This window comes from Paenarthrobacter sp. YJN-D, from assembly GCF_015040335.1.
In the GTDB taxonomy this organism is placed as follows: domain Bacteria; phylum Actinomycetota; class Actinomycetes; order Actinomycetales; family Micrococcaceae; genus Arthrobacter; species Arthrobacter nicotinovorans.
This window is the reverse complement of sequence record NZ_CP053549.1, coordinates 140,139-156,081: the sequence shown is the minus strand read 5'-3', so window position 1 is coordinate 156,081 and position 15,943 is coordinate 140,139. Positions and strand designations below refer to the sequence as shown.

Below are 15,943 nucleotides of genomic sequence, written 5' to 3'. Positions count from 1 at the left end.
CGCCGTCGAACCGAAAGCCCCTCATGAGCGCTACGAAGCCCACAACCGCAACCGGCATGGTGGACCCCCTCACCGGACGTGCCGTACGCCGCCACCCCGACACGGGCGCGTACTTCGTCAAGGCATCCGGAGCAGCCCACTTTTGGGGCCGCGTGCTGGATGCGGTCGTGTTCCTGGTGGGCTACGTCATCCTGGCAGCCATCGCCGCAGTGGTCCGTGAGTCCATGATGAACAACGGCTCGACGCTCGGGTTCAATGACGGCTTCTGGCTGACCCTGTACGTCGTCCTGTGGTTCGTGGGTCTGTTCATCTACGGCATGATCTGGGGAACTGTGGGCAGCGTCGGTGACGCCGCTGCAGGCATGCGCTCGGTGCGGATCAAGAACGGCACGACGGCGGGTGCCTGGTTGGGCGGATGGCGCGCCATCTGCTGGTCGTTCTTCCCGTTCTTCGTGGTGATGGTTATCGCTGCTGCATTGAGCGGCGGCGGAGATGACACCTGGGATCCCAAGTTTGCTGCCATGGACCGGCGCTCCGGCATCGCCAAAGGCCAGCAGCCGGTCCCGGATCCCAAAGCCGTTGCCGCGGAGCAAGCGGCCTCGGCACAACAGCAAAACCTGCCCAACCTCTATGGCCAGCGCCCGGATGCGCGGCCGTAACTGGCTGGTACGACGTGTTGAGCGCCGGCTTGGACCCGGGCTGGGGCGACTCCGGTATGTCGCTTCTTCGCGGCGCATCTACTGGAAGGCGCTGATTCCATGCCTGCTGGTTGGCTTCCTCTTTGGAACCATCGCCGAGTTCGTCAGCCCGCTCCGCTCCACCCGGGAGGCCGGACATTTCGGTGATCCCCTGCTCTTTATTGCCGCCAGCGCCCTCACCGGTTTGGTGCTGTGGTCCATGACCCTGCTGGGCAGTTTCCGGAAACTCCTGGTCTTTGACGGGGGAATCGTGGCCAAGTACTCGCAAAAGAGCACCCTGCTGGTGTTTCCTTGGAACGCGATCGCGCCCGGGACGCTCAAGGCCGTGACTACCGCCGACAACACTGATCCGGACAGGCGCCTGGTGGCAAGGAACAAGGTCTCTCTGGGTGCGGGCGGCAGGAACGCAGTAGTGTTCCAGGCCCGCGATACGTTCTGGGTCTTCGCCGCGAACGAGGATCCGGCCCCGCTGGTGAAGGCCATCCAAGGAGCCATGTGGGACTCCGGCACACCCGGCGCCGGCCGTCCAGCGGCAGGTGCGCTGCCCGCCGTCGTACTGACTGGACCCACCGCCTTGGACTGAGCCGCCGGAAGTTCGCGGAGCCCGTCACGAAGCAAGTAACAGGGGAATTGTGCCCTTGCAGAGCTGCTACCAGCCGGTAGCATGTGATCCACTATGTTCACTCTCACCATCAACCAGCGCGACAGCCGCCGCGACGGCGATCTTGTGCCGCAGTTGCTCAAGGACCTGCGGCACATTCCTGCCCGCCTGGATTTCGACCGCTCGGTTGAGGATGAGGTACAGGGCATCGTGGAATCCAGCCACCAGGCCGTAGAGACCGCCTTGATCGCGCTCCGGACCGGCCAGTGGTATGTGGGAATTGGTGTTGGCCCCATCAATGAGCCGCTGCCCAACCTGGTGAAAGACGCCTCAGGCCACGGGCTGGTATATGCCAGGCGGGCCGTGGACAGGCTCCGCTCCAGCAAGGAGCGGATACCCGTCGCGGTGGACGGCCCTCTGGCCGCCCTGGCTTCCGAAGCAGAAGCCGTACTGCGGCTTCTTGGCCATATTGTTCAACACCGCAGCGCTGCGGAGTGGCGGGTGCTGGACCTGCTGACGCCCGGAGTCCGGGGCCAGCAAAAAGCCGTTGCGCAGGAACTGGGTATCACTACGCAGGCTGTGAGCAAGGCACTGGCCCGCGCGCAATGGGCCGAAGAGCATGCAGCACGCCCGGCTGCTGCGCGGCTGCTGCAAATGATCCTCGAAGTGCGCTGACACCCGGAAAGGGGACAACTTACGTCGCAATGAGGATGCACTGCGGCGTTTGCTGTCCCCTTCCCGGGTTGGCAGGCCGGCTTACTGGTTGCTGACGTTGTCCTTGGCTGTCTCTGCCCGGTCCTGGACGTCGGCGGCCGCAGCCTGGCCTTCATCCTTGACGTTGGCAGCAGCTTCCGTGGCGCTGTCCTTGACGTTCTGCATGGCGTCCTGGGCGGGCTCGCGAAGGTGCTCCGCGACTTCCTGTGCCGCGTGGCTCAGCTCATCGGTCAGCGGCTGGGCTGCTTCCTTGACTGCCTGCGCTGCTTCGCGCTCCTTTTCAGACGCGGGGAACAGCGAGGAGACCAGAAGGCCGGCGCCGAAAGCAATCAGCCCTGCGGCGACAGGGCTGCCCTGGGCCTTGCGGGTGATGGCCTGCGGGGCATCGCCGATATCCGAAACCACTCCGGACACAGTGTCCTGTGCTTGGTGGGCGGCGGTGCTTGCCCGGTCCTGGACGTCGTCGCGGGCGCCGAAAACAGCTGTCTTGATCTTGTCCACCCGGCGGTTGACGATGTGTGACGGCGTGACTTTGTCAGCCACGGCATCAACGTTGGTGCTGAGCCGGCGGCGCGTTTCTTCAATGTCCGCGCGCAGGGCGTCGGGGTTCTGCGTCATCGTGTCTCCTCAGTGTTGGGTTTCAAAGCGGGTGGTATTTCCTTGACCGTCTCAGCGGTCCGGGGCATGCCTTTGATGGTGTTCAGTTCCTTGCGGCCCTTGACCGCCAGGACAGCAGCGACGATTCCCCAGATGACCGCGACGATGACGGCGGACCACCCGAGTCCAACGAGCTGGCCCAAGGCCCACCAGAGGGCTATGGACAGGAACAGCATCGTGATGTGGCCGGCGTAGGCAGCTCCGCCCAGCAGTCCGGCGCCCTTCCCTGCCTTGGTGGCGGACTCCTTGAGTTCCACCTTGGCCAGCTCCACTTCCTGGCGCATCAACGTCGAAACGTCACGCGTCAGGTCGCCCAGCAGCTCGCCGAGTGGCAGGTTTTCCGCCTTCTCGTGGGCCGCGGTGGGGGGCAAATCGGTGGGACTGCTCATCGGTTACCTCCGTACGGGGGGTTGTCCGGATCAAGCGGGCCCGCGAGCGGATCGCCCTGGGCCTTGATCCCACCGGCTTCGGTCTCCGGGTACGGGAGCGTGGAGCCTTCGAAGCCTCCGGTGGTTCCGGCGTCGTACCCAGGCGTTCCGGGAGTTCCCACGGTGGTTGCCGAGCCGTATCCTGCAGTGGTTGCCTGCGGTCCGGGCAGATCCACGGCCGGAGGCGTTACCGCTCCGCCGGAAGAGGGGTAGTACTCTGCGCGGGGGGTGGTTGCCGGCGTCGTGCTTTGCGCCGAGGCGGCGTCGGAGGCGTTACCGGCCATGCCGCGGCCCAGTCGACCTGCAAGGACACCGGCTCCGGCGGCCAACAGGAGGAACGTCCCTGGCTTGCGGCGGGCGAAGCCCTTGACCTCGTCGAGCAGCGAACCGGGATCGCGGCCTTCCAGCCACTGCGCAACGGATGAAGACCGCTGGGCAGCCTGTTGGACGAGATCCGTGGCAACGCCGCCGTCCTGGGTGGAATTTGCCATGGTCGACAGTTCGTCAGAGATGGAGCGCAGCCCTTCGGCAACGCGCTGCTGCTGGACCTGGGCCTGGTCGGCAAGCTCACCCTTGGTCTGGGTGAGCAGCTGGCGGGCGTTCACCTTGACCTCACGGGCTACGTGGCCGGCCTCGGTTTTGGCGGTGTCCACCACTCCGCTGGCCGCGTCACCGACGGCTCCGGCCACACCCGCGGCCTCTTGCTTGGCAGTTTCAACGGTGCCGGAATCCGCAGATCCGGTACCGGAACCTGCGGAACCAGTTGTTAACGTGGCATCGGTTTCAACGTCCGGCGAGTCCAGGTAGCTTCCGGAAAAAGGCTCGGTCCCTGCGTGGGCTCCGCCTCTCGGCGCCGCGAAGCTTCCGTCCTGCGGCGATTGGCGCTCAGTCATTGTTGCTCTCTTTCCACAGTTGGCAGGCTGCGGACAGCAGCCGGAATAGTAAGCATCGTTACTATCAATGGGTGTGTACCCGGATGCCGTGGTTCTAATCACATGTATCCAGTAATCATGGTTCCGCTCACGTTCAGCGCTTTCCGCTCGACACCAGGGCACATACCTGCGACCGTTGGATTGATGAGCCCCATGCCCTCCAGGCGACGGCTGATTCCCGCGCTGCGTAAAACCGTCACACGCCATCGACTCCTGTTCGCCGCCAAAACAGCCATCGCCGCTGGATTGGCCTGGTACATCGCCCCCTTCATGCCCGGCCCCGCCGCTGAGTACCCGTACTACGCGCCCCTGGGTGCCTTGGTCAGCATGCACCCCACCGTGGCGGACTCCGCCAAGCACGGACTCCAGAGCCTGGCCGGCCTGGTGCTGGGTATCGGCATGGCCTTCGCCATCACCACGGTCACCGCACCAACAGCCTTTGCCGTCGCCCTGGTCGTGGGACTTGGCGTGCTGATCGGCGGCCTGCCCCGGCTGGGAAGTGCCTCTGAATGGATTCCCATGGCTGCGTTGTTCGTCCTGGTGTTGGGCGACTCGAACACGGAGGGGTTCTCCTTCGCGTACGTCCTGCAGATGGCACTGGGCGTCGCCGTGGGGTTCGCCGTCAACTGGCTGGTGGTTCCGCCCCTGCACCTGGACGACATCGACCCCGCGATCGCCGGCCACCAGGAAGCACTTTCACGGCAGCTCAAAGACATGGCGAAGGCCATGGAGGAGTCCTGGCCGCCCAACCACGAAGCATGGGCGAGCCGCAGCGACGAACTGTCCCTCACTGCGGCCGCGGTGCGGACAGCGGTGCACCAAGCGGAGCTGAGCGCCAAAGCGAATCCCAGGTCCCGGCGTCGTGCGACCCGCCTACCGGCCGATCTCTCAGGTTTGCGGACCCTCGAACGGCTCACTTTCCACGTCCAGGACATCACCGACGTCCTGGCAAGTGCCATCTGGGAAGAAGGCGCCGGAACAGTCATCCCGGACGCTGTGGTGGGCTACCTTTCGGAGTCTTTGGAAGCCGTGGCCTCTGTTGTGGACCATTGGCGGGACGGGGAATCCGGCGAGCTGACCAGACGCATGGCTGATGCGAAGGACAGCATCACCGCCCTGAGCAACGCCGTGGCCGAGGCTGCGGCGGGCCAGGCACCCGTGAACGCACCGGCTTCCGTGGCCATGAGCCTGCGCCGGATCCTGACCGTGGTGCTGTCGTCGGAATAGGGCTGGATCTACCTCAGCGCGGCCTCAGTGGCGGCGAACCCGACCGGCCCTTGCCCGCTCCGATTCCCTCCAGCATCTCTGCCAGGGACTCCAGCGAAGAATGCTTCGGCGACCAGCCCAGCAGGCTGTGCGCACGGGAACAATCCATGATGGGCACGTTGGCCGCCATGTCCACCCAGCCGCCGTCGGTCACCTGCAGGCGCAAACGCCACGTGGCCTCGACGACGGCGCGAAGCACCGCGAGCGGGAACGGCAGCAAACGCCTGGCCTTGAAGATCCATGCGAGCGCGTTGGGGTCTATCACCGGTTCGGCGGCAATGTTGTAGGCGCCCTCGGCCTTGTGCTCCAACACCCGCCAGTACGCATCCGCGGCGTCCGCCGTGTGTACGGCCTGGAACACCAACTCTTTGGGTAGGGCCAGCACCGGGAGCCATGGCTTACGCGGAACCAACCGGGGCAGGAGCCGGCCGAGGAAGTAGCGGCCCACTTCGCTTCCGCCTCCGGAGCTGAACATCAAAGCCGGGCGGAGGCGGGCCACCACAATGTCCGGGTTCTCTTTGGCAAACTCGTCCAGGAGGCGTTCCTGCTCCGCTTTGTCCGCGCTGTAGTGCGAGCTGCGGATACCGCCAGTGGGCCAGCCTTCCTTGGTGCGTTGGTCCTTCGGCGCCGGCGAGTAGGCTCCCACGGAGGAAGCGCAGACAAAGTGCCCCACCCCGGCTTTGCGCGCGGCGGCCAGGACGTTGGCCGTGCCCTCCACGTTGGTGCGTCGCAGCAGTTCCCTGTCGTGGTTGGGCTGGATGAGCCAGGCCAGATGAACCACGGCGTCGGCCCCGGCGAGGGCAGTTTCGAGTGCCGGTTGGTCCGTGGGCGAGCCGATGTCCAGGGTGTGCCACTCCACCCCGTGGTAGGGGGCGGCATCCGGATCCGGTTCCCGGCGTACCACGCCCACAAGTTCCAGGTCCGCGCCCTCTTCGGAACGCGCCTTCTGCAGCCGTTTGAGCAGTTCCGTTCCGCCGTGTCCGGTGGCTCCGATGATCGCAATGCGCATGCGTGGTTCCTCAGCCTTCATGGTTCTCGCCGCTTGAGCGGATGCGTTCGAGCACCGCTGTGGTGGAATGCTCGGGCACGTAGTCCAGGATGGTCACCGTGCCGCCGTAGCTTTCCACGGCTTCCGTCTCCTGGAGCATTTCCGGGGTGTAGTCCCCGCCTTTCGCGTAGACATCAGGCTGCAGGAGTTCGATGAGCGGGATCGGCGTGGGGGTATCGAAAATAGTCACATGGTCGACGCAGCTCAGGGCGGCGATGACGGCGGCCCGGTCGGCTTCGTGGTTGACCGGGCGGTCGGGACCTTTGAGTTGCCGTACTGAGGAGTCGCTGTTCAGTGCCACCACCAGCACGTCGCCCAGCTGCTTGGCCTGGTTCAGGTAGCGGGTATGGCCGCGGTGGAGGACATCGAAGCAGCCGTTGGTGAGCACTATCCTGCGTCCTTCCCTGCGGTGCTCCTGGATGTGTGCAGCCAGCTCTGTGTCCGTCAACGCCGTGTCCGCGAAGCCGCTGAGGTGTTTGGTGAGTTCGCTGGTGGTGCAGACAGAGGTTCCCGGTCTGTGGACCACGACGTCGGCGGCCGCTTGTGCCAGATCCACACTGGTGGTCAGGGGCAAGCCTGCCGCCCGGGCCAGGGTCAGGGCCGCGACGAACGTGTCGCCGGCTCCGGAGGCCTGCTTCTCCGCCTGCGGCCGGGCCCAGGTCCGGTGCGTCGCCGGTTCCGTTGGCGTGCTGTCCGGACGGATGGTCAGCGTCCCCTCCCGGTCCAGGGTCACGACGACGGCGGCCGCACCTGAGGCGCGAAGGAGCTGGTCCGTATGCGCTTCCACGAAGGGGCACCGGGCAGCACCGCCCGGGAATTCCGAACCGATCAGCCTTGCCGCTTCCTGGGCGTTGGGGGTAGCCAGGTCCGGTCTGAGTGCGGCCCAGTCGGCTGGGTTGTGGGCATCCACCACAACAAGCGTGTCCTGCCGGGGCTCCGGTATACCGCCGTCAACGCCGGGGGCCAAGTGATCCAGGATCGCACTGCGCACCGGGCCTTCCAGTGCCCCTGCGCCGTAGTCGCACAGCACCACGGCAGCGGAGCCACGAAGTGCCTCCGGCACTGCGGCGGCCATTTCCCCACGGCCCGCGTCGGGAATTTCCGTGGCGGCATCGTCCAGCCGCAACATCACTTGCCCGGCGCTGCTCACCCGGAACTTGGTAGTGGTGGTCATGGCAGGGTGCCGGACCAGATGGGAAACGTCGACTCCTGCTGCTTCGAGGGCGGCGGCCAGTGTTGCCCCGGCAGCGTCCTCGCCGATCAACGACACGAAGCGCACCTCGGCGCCCAAGGCTGCGAGGTTCATCGCGGTGTTGGCAGCACCGCCGGGAGCGAAGTCGCGGCGCTGGACCTGGACTACGGGAGCGGGGGCTTCGCGGCAGAACCTTTCGATGGTTCCCTCCCACCAACCGTCAAGGATGGAGTCGCCGATGACCGTCACGACAGGGCGTTCCTCGGCCAAACGGCCCGGCAACCAGTCAGCCAGGCCTTCTTGATTGGATAGGCGTGCCATGGGGTACCTTCCGGTAGAACGGCATGTTCCTGTTCCCGACAGGTACCCCGCGGCACGCGCTTCACACGCCGGACCCGGGAGTTTTCGCTACCTTGAAGAAAGAAACCGCTCATGGATGTTCGTTTGTGTCCCGGAATGGGGCCCGTGCTGGAAAAGTTCCGTGGAGTCCAGCGGATCGCGGTGCTCAGGGGCGGCGGACTGGGCGATTTGATCTACACCTACCCCGCCCTGAATGCACTGAAAAGCGCCTATCCGCAGGCCACCGTCACGCTGCTGGGCACGCCCGTGCACGCAGCCCTGGCCGCCGCTACGGACGGTCCGGTAGACGACGTCGAATTGCTTCCGGTGGCGCGCGGCGTCCACGACGGTCCCCGCAACGGCGAGCACTTCGAGGACGATGCTGAGGACACGGCCGCCCAGGAAGCCTTCTTTGAGGCGATGCGGGCCAGGGAGTTCGACCTTGCGCTCCAGATGCACGGTGGTGGCCGGTTTTCCAACCCCTTCCTGCTCCGGCTGGGGGCGCGGCACACGGCCGGAACGCGCACCAAGGACGCCGAACATCTGGAGCGGAACCTGGACTACGTCTACTACCAGAACGAACCGGAGCGCTGGCTGGAAGTAGCCGGCCTGGCCGGGGCACCCGGCAGTGTCCCCGCTGTCCTGCTCCCCAAGCACGGGCACCGGCAGAACATTGCCACGTTAAGGGACCCTCTGCGGTCATCGCTGGTGGTGGTCCACCCGGGTGCCACCGATCCGCGAAGGCGGTGGCCGGCGTCGAACTTTGCCGAAGCTGCGGCGGGCATCGCGGCGGAAGGGGCGCAGGTGCTGGTCGTCGGCGACAGCTCGGAAAAGGCGTTGGCCCAGGAAGTTGCCGGGCTGGCCCGGCGGCAGCTCACGGAGGCCCATCGGCAGGCCGTGACGTCCGTGGCCGGCGAGCTCGACATCGGAGATCTGGCGGCCCTGCTGGCAGAGGCGTCGGTAATGCTGGCCAGCGACAGCGGCCCACGGCACCTGGCACAAGCACTTGGCACTCCCACTGTGGGGGTCTTCTGGCTGGGCAACGCCATCAATGCCGGCCCGCGCGGGCGGGCCATGCACCGCGTCCACATGTCCTGGGTGACTCGCTGCCCCCGTTGCGGAGCGGACATCACCCAAGTCGGCTGGACGGCTCCGCACTGCGGCCACGACGACACCCTCATCAGGGGCATCGCCGTGGCCGACGTTGTTCAGGACGTGCTGGACCTTACGGCCACGAGCCTTCTTCTGCGGGGCAAATAAGGAGTTCGCGGACCTCGCTGCCGAACGGCTGCGAGAGGGCGAACACCACGGCCTGCGCCACATTGGCGGGGTCGTTGAGCTTGGAGTCGTCCTGCGGCTTGTACTGTTCGTCGCGGTCATCGAAGAAGTGGGTCTTCATGCCACCCGGGATGATGGTGGTGACCCCGATGACTCCCCCGGTTTCGGCCGCGAGTGCGCGGCTGAACCCGATCACGCCGAACTTTGACGCGCAGTACGCGGTGGCATCCGGCAGTGCCCGAAGGCCAAGGGTGGAGGCGATGGTGATGACCCGGCCACGGGATCCCTTGAGGTACGGCAGGGCTGCCCGGACCACGGAGACCGTTCCCAGGAGGTTGACTCCGATGACCTTTTCCCATTCCTCGGCCGGAACGTCGCCCAGCTTTCCGCAGCGGTCGATCCCTGCGGCAGTGACCACTCCGTCCAGGCCGCCCAGGCTTTCGGCGACTTCCTTGACGGCCGATTCCACGGCCTGCCGGTCGGAGACGTCCACTTCCAGGGCTTTGGCCCCCGAGACGTTGCTGACATCCCGGTCAAAGACGAACGGCGTACCGCCGGCGTCGCGGATGGCCTCAACGATCGCAGCGCCAAGGCCGGAGCCGCCTCCGGTGACGATGACGCGTCCAGGTGTTTGCGTGTTCATGCGGTTCCTTTCGTTGATCCTGCTGATGGTCAGCTGACCTTGGCAAGGGCTGCAGCCAGGCCGCTGGTGGAGCGTGCCGGATGGAAGGGCACTGTGACACAGCGCCCTCCCCACGCCTCAAGGACGCGGGCTTCCGGCAATTCTTCGGGGGTGTAGTCGCCACCTTTGACCCAGATATCGGGCCGGATTCCGCGGAGGCAGGCTTCGGGGGTGTCTTCGTCAAAGACCACCACCGCGTCAACGCATTCGAGCGCCAGCAGCAACTCGGCACGGTCTTCCACACTGACAATGGGCCGATGCGCGCCTTTGAGCCGCCGGACGGATTCGTCCGAGTTCAGGCACACGATCAGGCAGTCGCCCATGCTTCGCGCCGCTGCCAGCGTCCGGGCGTGGCCCGCGTGGAGGAGGTCGAAGCATCCACCCGTGGCCACTACGGTGCCTCCGGCTTCGCGGGTGGATCGGGCCAGGCGGACTCCGTCCTGGCGGAGGTCGGCGCTATCCACCAGTTCCAGACCCTTGGGTTCGACGACGGGTCCCGCCCCGGGCGCCACCTGGACCGCTGTTTCGTCCCCCACCATTGCGAGCGCCGCCGCACCGCCGGCGGCCAGGAATGCTGAAGCGTCCCCCACGGCCCGCGCGGCAGCTTCCGCCAGGCCCAGTCCTTTGCCCAGGTGAACAGCGAGGCTCCCGGCAAGACGGTCGCCGGCACCACAGGGATCGCTGACGTGGGTCTTCGGGGCCGGAATGCCCTGCGGCTGAGCGCCCGCCGCGAGCAGGACGGCGCCGTCCTCGCCCTTCGTCACCAGCACGGACGCGCTTCCCCACGCGTCCAGCAGGAACCGCCCGGCAACTTCGGCCCCAAGGTGGTTCCCCTCCAGGCCTGCGGCCTTGGCAAAGGCGAGTGCTTCGGCAAAGTTGGGTGTCACCATGGACACTCCCGCCACGGGGACCGACCCGGAAGGGTGCGGATCCCACACCACCGGAACATGCCGGGCAGCTTCCGCGAGCGACGCCCGGATAGCCGGGTTCGCGGTGATTCCCCGCCCGTAGTCTGCCACCACCACGGCGTCCGCCGACACGATGGCTCCGAGCATCTCCCCGGTGCTGGACGGGACGGGGGCTGGTGAACATCCTTGATCGAACCGGACCATCGGATGCGTTCCGATCCGCACCCGGGTCTTGGTGGGCGTGGGAGCCAGCGGGGCTCCGGCGAGCACGGAAACACCAGCCAGTGCGCGCCTGAGGTGGCTTGCGCCGTCGTCGTCCGCCAGCGCGGTGACCAGCGTGACGTCGTGGCCGTCGCGCGCCAGCACGGTGGCGACCAGCCCGGCGCCACCCGCTCGACGCCGGACGTCCGCGACGTCGACCACCGGCACCGGCGCGTCGGGGCTCAGCCGGGTGGCGGCACCGTTGATGTCGACATCCAGGAGCAGATCGCCAACAACCGTGATCTTCATGGTCGGCCACCCACCTGAGTGCCGGCACGCCGTGCGATCTCCGCGTCAAAGGCCCGGCACACGGCGTGGACCGCGATGAGGTGGCCTTCCTGCGCGTTGGCTGCGATGGCGTCCACTGTGACGGCTTGGTCGCAGGCGTCGGCGAGCGGGTTGGGGCCAGGGCCGGTGAGGGCCCAGGTAACGATGCCGCGGTCACGCGCCGCACGGACAGCTTTGAGCAGGTTGGGACTGCGTCCGCTGGTGGACAGAAGCATCAGTACGTCACCTGCCCGGCCGTGGGCCCTGACCTGGCGCGCGAACACTTCCTCATAGCCGTAGTCGTTGGACAGTGCGGTGACCGCGGATGACTCGGCGTGGAGGGAGATCGCGGAGAAGGGCGCCCGTTCGTCGTCGAACCTGCCCACCAATTCGGCCGTGAAGTGCTGGGCTTCCGCCGCTGATCCGCCGTTGCCCGCCGCCAGAAGGCGCTGCCCGGACAGCAGCCTGGCTGCCAGCTCCGTTCCCCACCCGGACAGCCGGTGCGATTGCGAGCGCAAGGACTCCAACGCGGGGAGGACGTTGTCCAAGTGCCGGGTGACTTCGGTGTTGTGGGTGGGATCGCCGGGATCGGTGGCCCAACGCGCCGGCATGGCGCCGGGTACGCGGCCCGGGAGCACGGACTCGGTAGTCACACGGCTTTCAAAGGTCACAGCGCCGTTCCTTCCAGTGGTTCCAGGACGTCATCGGCTTGCCGCGACAACCCGGCAGCCAGAACAGATCTGTACGCTTTCTCGGTGTCCGCGGCGATGCGTTCCCAGGAGTACCGGGAACGTGCCCGGCGGGCACCGGCGCGGCCCATGTCAGCACGAAGCTCCGGGTTTCCCAGCAACCTGGCCAGTGCTTCGGCAAGGGCTTCGGGATCCTTGGGCGGGACATGCAGTCCTGTCTTCTGGTCCACGACCGTTTCCCGGAGTCCGCCCACCGCTGCAGCCACCACGGGCACGCCGCAAGCCATTGCCTCGAGGGGAACGATGCCGAACGGCTCGTACCAGGGCGCGCAGACCACGGCATCCGCGCTGCGGAAAATCGCGGGCATGGAACCACGGGGCACTTGGCCGCGCATGGTCATCTTGTCCTCAACGCCGAGCTCTTTGGCCAAGGACCTGAGCCGTTGGGCTTCGGGATCCTCTTCGAGATTGAGGGCGTCCCCGGAACCACCAACAATCAGCAGCTCCACGTCGTTGAAGCCGGCCTCGGCCAGCAGGGGCAGGGCCTGGATGATCAGGTCCACTCCCTTGCGTTGCACCAGGCGACCCACGCTCAGGATCCGGTGCGTGCGGGACTTGGGCTCGGCGTCGGACGTTCCTGTGAAGAGGTTGAGGTCCACGCCGCAGGGCGCGATGGAGATTTTTGACCGGCTGATGCCCAGGGCTTTGAGTTCGAAGACCTCGTCCGGGCACGTGGCGATCACCCAGTCAGCGGTGCGGCCCACCCAGGGTTCCAGCCACTGCCGGGCGGGCGGGCTGGTGTCTGCGGCCCCCTGGTGCCTTCGTTTGACCGAGCCCAGCGCGTGGAAGGTCTGGACCACGGGCACGGGATCGGCAGCTCCCGCCCGACGCGATGCCTGGATTGCCGCGAGGCCGGACATCCAGAAGTGGGCATGGACCACGTCCGGCAGTTGGCCCGCCCAATCGGCGCAGATACCGTCCGCCAACTCGCCCATGAAAGGCAGCAGTTCGTCCTTGGGAACCCTTTTGGCCGGACCCGCGTCAACGTTGACCACGGTGAGTCCTGGACCAACCTGCACCTTTGCGGGCAGTCCGGGATCGTCACGCCTGGTGTACACCGTGACCTGATGTCCACGGTCGGCCATGGCCGAGGACAGTGCCGCAACGTGGACGTTCTGTCCTCCGGCATCAACGCCTCCCAGGGCAGCCAGCGGACTGGCGTGTTCGGAAACCATGGAGATTTTCATGGGTGCGTCCTCTCTGTGTCATGGCTGGCCGCTGTGTGGCGGCCGGCGGGCAGCCCGGCCAGGAGTTCGTCCCAGGCCCGGTGGAATTTGCCCAGACCGTACCGTTCCAAGGCAGCCTCCCTCGCGACGATCCCCATCGCGTACGCGTCCTCGGGGTCATCCAGCAACCGCTTTGCGAACCTTTGGAGTTCGCCGACGTCGTTGGAGACCAAGCCTGCTCCGCGCGGTATCGCCCGGGCCGCTTCGGTGGTGGCCAGGGCCAGTACGGGCATGCCCAGGTGCATGGCTTCCAGCAACGCCAGGCCCAGCGAGGTCCACCGCAGGGGATGCAGGTAGAGGCGGCAGCGGGCCAGCTGCCCGTGGAGTTGCCGGGCGGGCAGGTCTCCGGAGATCCGGAGTCTGTCGTTGCCGAACCCAAGGCTCTCCAGGTCCAGTTCCCGGGGCAGTGCTTCGGCGCCCATTCCGAAGACCCTCAAAGGCCCCACGCCCGCGAATCCCGGGAGCAGGTCCGTTCCGGTGACGCGGCCGCGCCGGACGGGTTCGTTGACCACCACACCCATTTCTTCCAGCTCGCCGGTGTAGAGATGGCCAGGATCCGGGATGCCGTGTTCAATGACCGTGGTGCTTGCCGAGCCCGTGTCCCAGAAAAGCTGGTTGAAGTAGGTCACGTGGACCACCGGTATGCTGCTCTGGTCCGCCAACGGATGCAGCGTGAACGGAACGTCGCCTTTGGGGGTGTTGTGTTCCAGGTACACCGCTGGAAGATCGACACCCGGCCGGCGTCCCAGAATCCGCGCCACTGCCGCGATTTCCTCGGGGCGTTGCAGGACCACTGCGTCCACACTGTCCGGATCGAGTCCGGCCAGGTCCACTTCCTGAGCCGCGGCTGGCCAGTCACGGCCACCGCGCCCCAACCCCCAGGCGCCGCCGTCGGACGTTTTCGGAAGCAGGTATTCATGCCGGCCGCGGACGAAAGCCTCCATCCACCCGCCGTGGACGTGCCACACCAGGATCCTCATGGTTTCCACACCTTTCGCCGGCTGGTCAGGGAGGAGATGCCTCCCAGGAGCCTTTCCACCGCTTCGACCACCTGTTCCGGGGTTACGGAGCTCAGGCATGGGTGGCCGGGGACGGGACAAATGCGGGCACGGGAGTTCTTGCAGGCAGCGTCCTGGTCACCCAGCAGCTCCAAGGGGACGCCGTAAGGAGCCCAACGGATGGCCGGGACCACAGGCGCGAACAAGCACACCACCGGGGTTCCAACCGCTGCCGCCAGATGGGCGGGCCCGGTATTTCCGGTCACTACGACGGCGGCCCCGGCCAGTATCGCCGCCAGCGTCCGGAGGTTGGTTCCGCCGCCGAGGTTCCTGGCAGAAGGGCCGGCCACCGTTGCCGTGAGAGACGCTTCGCTGGGGCCGCCCGTGACCACCACCCGGTGACCGTAGGCTTCGAGCAATTCCACGGTTGCCGCATGGTGCAGTGCAGGCCATGCCCTGGCCGGTGCCGCAGCGCCCGGGTGCACCACGATGTAGGGTCCCGCTTCAGCCAGTTCACCCGCCAATCCCTCATGGTCCGGGCCCGGGGTGATGCGCAGTTTGCCGTCGTCACCGTTGGGCAGGACGTAGCCGCCGGCTTCGGCGATGGTGAGGGCACGCACGGTTTCCGGCTGGTCTTCGGGGAAGTCCTCGCCAGGTTTCAGGCGGACGTCCAGGAGGGAGCCGGCGTAGTCCGTGGATGCGCCGGTGATTTTCGTGACCCCGGCGAGCCGCAGGAGCAACGCCAGCGGGAGCGGAGATTGGTGGAAGGACGTGAGGATCACGGCCTCCTGGATGCGGGAGCTGCGGACGAAATCAATGAGTCCGTTGGTCATTTCCCCGGTTACGGGCGGGGCCGGATTCACTATCCAGGGCGACGCCCACGTGTGCACCTGGGTCGCCCCTGGCAGCATCCCTGCGGCGGCTGCCCCGTCCGGGCCGCAGAGGAGGACGACGTCGTTGGGCCGGCTGCCGTCGGAACGGTTTCCGTTCGCCACAGCACGCAGGGCGGGCCCTGAGAGAAGGACGTCACCCATGCTGTCCAAACGGGCTACCAGGACGCGGCTCATGCAGGGGCGCCCTGTTCTTCCGGCGTCCCTGCGAGAAGCAGTTCCACGGCGTGGCCCAGGTCCATGGCCACCAGCCCTGCAGCGTCGATCTCCTCTTGCCGGGTCACAGGCGTGGGCACCAGCACTCCACGGGAGCCGGCAGCCGTGGCAGCCTCGATGTCGGAGCCGATATCGCCAATGAAGGCAATCTCTTCCGGCGCGATGTCCAAAGTGGTGCACGCGGCCAGGATCATTCCGGGAGCGGGCTTGCGGCACGCGCAGCCGTCTTCCGGTCCATGGGGGCAGATTTCCCACACGTCGAACGGGCCCAGCAGCTGCTCCACCTGGCGGTTCACCGATGCCACCTGGTCCAGGGTCAGCAGCCCGCGGGCCACGCCTGACTGGTTGCTTAACACTCCGGTGGCCAGGCCCGCCGCGCGGACTCTGTCCAGTGCTTCCAGGGCGCCGGCCATGGGCCGCACCAGCTGCGGATCGCCGTTGTACGGCACATCGACAACGAGTGTTCCATCGCGGTCAAACAGGACCGCCTTCAACGTTCCGGTTCCTCCCATACCCGCAACGTTCCCCAGTTCTCCTGACGCTAAACAACGCGGCAGTGAGAAGTTTCGTACCGCTAGACTCACAGCGGGAGG

The 15,943-nt window shown here is 66.6% G+C and carries 17 protein-coding genes; 5 read left to right on the top strand and 12 right to left on the bottom strand.

Annotated elements, in window-relative coordinates; all coding sequences use genetic code 11:
• Positions 1–23 precede the first annotated feature (23 nt).
• The 3 genes from HMI60_RS00760 (at position 24) to HMI60_RS00750 (ending at position 1,974) form a co-directional block, all read left to right on the top strand.
• Positions 24–659 (top strand): RDD family protein, encoded by a 636-nt coding sequence (locus tag HMI60_RS00760; protein ID WP_026267254.1) that lies wholly within the window; start codon positions 24–26, stop codon positions 657–659.
• Positions 631–1,281, top strand: coding sequence for a hypothetical protein (locus tag HMI60_RS00755; RefSeq protein ID WP_227453625.1), 651 nt, complete (start codon positions 631–633; stop codon positions 1,279–1,281). The genes HMI60_RS00760 and HMI60_RS00755 overlap by 29 nt, the downstream gene beginning before the upstream one ends.
• A gap of 93 nt (positions 1,282–1,374) precedes the next feature.
• Positions 1,375–1,974 (top strand): hypothetical protein, encoded by a 600-nt coding sequence (locus HMI60_RS00750; RefSeq protein ID WP_018778353.1) that lies wholly within the window; start codon positions 1,375–1,377, stop codon positions 1,972–1,974.
• Positions 1,975–2,055: 81 nt separating this feature from the next.
• On the opposite strand, the gene HMI60_RS00745 is transcribed toward HMI60_RS00750, so the two are convergent.
• Genes HMI60_RS00745 through HMI60_RS00735 form a run of 3 tightly spaced genes read right to left on the bottom strand, consistent with a single transcriptional unit; the run spans position 2,056 to position 3,991 of the window.
• Entirely contained in the window at positions 2,056–2,631 is a 576-nt protein-coding gene (locus HMI60_RS00745) for a DUF3618 domain-containing protein (RefSeq protein ID WP_018778354.1), read from the bottom strand.
• Positions 2,628–3,059 (bottom strand): phage holin family protein, encoded by a 432-nt coding sequence (locus tag HMI60_RS00740; protein ID WP_193590377.1) that lies wholly within the window; start codon positions 3,057–3,059, stop codon positions 2,628–2,630. Before HMI60_RS00740 ends, HMI60_RS00745 begins: the two co-directional genes overlap by 4 nt.
• On the bottom strand, positions 3,056–3,991 hold the full coding sequence (locus HMI60_RS00735) for a hypothetical protein (RefSeq protein ID WP_193590376.1): 936 nt from the start codon (positions 3,989–3,991) through the stop codon (positions 3,056–3,058). The genes HMI60_RS00740 and HMI60_RS00735 overlap by 4 nt, the downstream gene beginning before the upstream one ends.
• A gap of 183 nt (positions 3,992–4,174) precedes the next feature.
• Between HMI60_RS00735 and HMI60_RS00730 the strand changes: the two genes are divergently transcribed.
• On the top strand, positions 4,175–5,257 hold the full coding sequence (locus tag HMI60_RS00730; protein WP_227453624.1) for an aromatic acid exporter family protein: 1,083 nt from the start codon (positions 4,175–4,177) through the stop codon (positions 5,255–5,257).
• 13 nt (positions 5,258–5,270) lie between these two features.
• Here the strand turns inward: HMI60_RS00730 and HMI60_RS00725 are convergent, their stop codons facing one another.
• Both HMI60_RS00725 and rfaE2 read right to left on the bottom strand, forming a co-directional pair.
• Positions 5,271–6,305 carry an NAD-dependent epimerase/dehydratase family protein gene (locus tag HMI60_RS00725; RefSeq protein WP_193590375.1) on the bottom strand — a complete coding sequence of 345 codons (1,035 nt, stop codon included), beginning with the start codon at positions 6,303–6,305 and terminating at the stop codon, positions 5,271–5,273.
• A 10-nt stretch (positions 6,306–6,315) separates the two neighbouring features.
• On the bottom strand, positions 6,316–7,857 hold the full coding sequence (gene rfaE2 / locus HMI60_RS00720) for a D-glycero-beta-D-manno-heptose 1-phosphate adenylyltransferase (RefSeq protein ID WP_193590374.1): 1,542 nt from the start codon (positions 7,855–7,857) through the stop codon (positions 6,316–6,318).
• A 111-nt stretch (positions 7,858–7,968) separates the two neighbouring features.
• Between rfaE2 and HMI60_RS00715 the strand changes: the two genes are divergently transcribed.
• The gene (locus HMI60_RS00715) at positions 7,969–9,135 is read left to right on the top strand and encodes a glycosyltransferase family 9 protein (RefSeq protein ID WP_227453623.1); all 1,167 of its coding nucleotides are present in this window, start codon (positions 7,969–7,971) and stop codon (positions 9,133–9,135) included.
• On the opposite strand, the gene HMI60_RS00710 is transcribed toward HMI60_RS00715, so the two are convergent.
• Genes HMI60_RS00710 through HMI60_RS00680 form a run of 7 tightly spaced genes read right to left on the bottom strand, consistent with a single transcriptional unit; the run spans position 9,101 to position 15,862 of the window.
• On the bottom strand, positions 9,101–9,796 hold the full coding sequence (locus HMI60_RS00710) for an SDR family oxidoreductase (RefSeq protein WP_018778361.1): 696 nt from the start codon (positions 9,794–9,796) through the stop codon (positions 9,101–9,103). The genes HMI60_RS00715 and HMI60_RS00710 overlap by 35 nt on opposite strands.
• Before the next feature lie 29 nt (positions 9,797–9,825).
• The gene (locus tag HMI60_RS00705; RefSeq protein ID WP_193590373.1) at positions 9,826–11,253 is read right to left on the bottom strand and encodes a PfkB family carbohydrate kinase; all 1,428 of its coding nucleotides are present in this window, start codon (positions 11,251–11,253) and stop codon (positions 9,826–9,828) included.
• Entirely contained in the window at positions 11,250–11,882 is a 633-nt protein-coding gene (locus tag HMI60_RS00700; protein ID WP_052247085.1) for an SIS domain-containing protein, read from the bottom strand. The genes HMI60_RS00705 and HMI60_RS00700 overlap by 4 nt, the downstream gene beginning before the upstream one ends.
• Before the next feature lie 56 nt (positions 11,883–11,938).
• Positions 11,939–13,207: a glycosyltransferase gene (locus HMI60_RS00695; RefSeq protein WP_193590372.1), complete on the bottom strand. Its 1,269-nt coding sequence runs from the start codon at positions 13,205–13,207 to the stop codon at positions 11,939–11,941.
• Entirely contained in the window at positions 13,204–14,226 is a 1,023-nt protein-coding gene (locus tag HMI60_RS00690; RefSeq protein WP_193590371.1) for a glycosyltransferase, read from the bottom strand. The genes HMI60_RS00695 and HMI60_RS00690 overlap by 4 nt, the downstream gene beginning before the upstream one ends.
• On the bottom strand, positions 14,223–15,311 hold the full coding sequence (locus HMI60_RS00685; RefSeq protein ID WP_193590370.1) for a glycosyltransferase family 9 protein: 1,089 nt from the start codon (positions 15,309–15,311) through the stop codon (positions 14,223–14,225). The genes HMI60_RS00690 and HMI60_RS00685 overlap by 4 nt, the downstream gene beginning before the upstream one ends.
• Positions 15,308–15,862: an HAD-IIIA family hydrolase gene (locus HMI60_RS00680; RefSeq protein WP_018778367.1), complete on the bottom strand. Its 555-nt coding sequence runs from the start codon at positions 15,860–15,862 to the stop codon at positions 15,308–15,310. The genes HMI60_RS00685 and HMI60_RS00680 overlap by 4 nt, the downstream gene beginning before the upstream one ends.
• Between the last annotated feature and the right edge of the window lie 81 nt (positions 15,863–15,943).